At 35.7% G+C, this 1184-nt stretch carries 1 protein-coding gene; it reads right to left on the bottom strand.

Annotation, left to right across the window (positions count from 1 at the left end):
• Nucleotides 1–18: 18 nt before the first annotated feature.
• Nucleotides 19–1109 (bottom strand): IS4-like element ISAba1 family transposase gene (locus tag J690_RS24220; RefSeq protein WP_085940413.1). Its coding sequence is split into 2 segments (ribosomal slippage): nt 19–569 and nt 569–1109, totalling 1092 coding nucleotides; the frame shifts between segments, so codons are not numbered across the junction.
• Between the last annotated feature and the right edge of the window lie 75 nt (nt 1110–1184).

The raw sequence follows: 1184 nt of genomic DNA, 5'->3' as shown, positions 1-1184 counted from the left end.
CTCTGTACACGACAAATTTCACAGAACCCTTATCCTATCAGGGTTCTGCCTTCTTAAAATTGCCAAAATTTCCTTAAACTCTTCTTTTTTCCCAAAACCAATTAAACGCTGAATCGCCATTTGAACATAGTCTAAACCATAGCGAAATAAACTCATTGAGAGTCGTCCATGCTTCTTTATTTTTATCGCTTTTTTTTGATCATGTTGCCATTCACCCGTTAAGTAACACCAACAGAAGCTTATAGCTAACACCGCAATCAATTTTTTCACTCGTCTAGGGTCTGTCAAGCGCGTATTTTCAAGATTAAACCCGCGTCCTTTGAGACAACTGAATAAGGTTTCAATTTCCCAGCGTAATGCATAATCCTGAATAGCATTGGCATTAAACTGAGGAGAAACGACGAGTAAAAGCTCTCCATTTTCTAACTGTAGTGCACTTATATATAGTTTCACCCGACCAACCAAAATCCGTCGTTTACGACATTCAATTTGACCAACTTTAAGATGGCGAAATAAATCACTAATTTTATGATTCTTTCCTAAATGATTGGTGACAATGAAGTTTTTTTAACACGAATGCAGAAGTTGATGTCTTGTTCAATTAACCATGTAAACCACTGCTCACCGATAAACTCTCTGTCTGCGAACACATTCACAATACGGTCTTTACCAAAAATGGCTATAAAGCGTTGAATCAAAGCAATACGCTCTTTCGTATCTGAATTTCCACGTTTATTAAGCAATGTCCAAAGGATAGGTATCGCTATTCCACGATAAACGATTGCGAGCATCAGGATATTAATATTTCGTTTTCCCCATTTCCAATTGGTTCTATCTAAAGTCAGTTGCACTTGGTCGAATGAAAACATATTGAAAATCAACTGAGAAATTTGACGATAATCAAAATACTGACCTGCAAAGAAGCGCTGCATACGTCGATAAAATGATTGTGGTAAGCACTTGATGGGCAAGGCTTTAGATGCAGAAGAAAGATTACATGTTTGCTTTAAAATAATCACAAGCATGATGAGCGCAAAGCACTTTAAATGTGACTTGTTCCATTTTAGATATTTGTTTAAGATAAGATATAACTCATTGAGATGTGTCATAGTATTCGTCGTTAGAAAACAATTATTATGACATTATTTCAATGAGTTATCTATTTTTATCGTGTACAGAGAAAT

The sequence above is a fragment of the Acinetobacter sp. 742879 genome, from assembly GCF_000588535.1.
Taxonomy (GTDB): domain Bacteria; phylum Pseudomonadota; class Gammaproteobacteria; order Pseudomonadales; family Moraxellaceae; genus Acinetobacter; species Acinetobacter pittii.
Note: the sequence above shows the minus strand (reverse complement) of the source record. Positions and strands in the feature narration are given on the sequence as shown.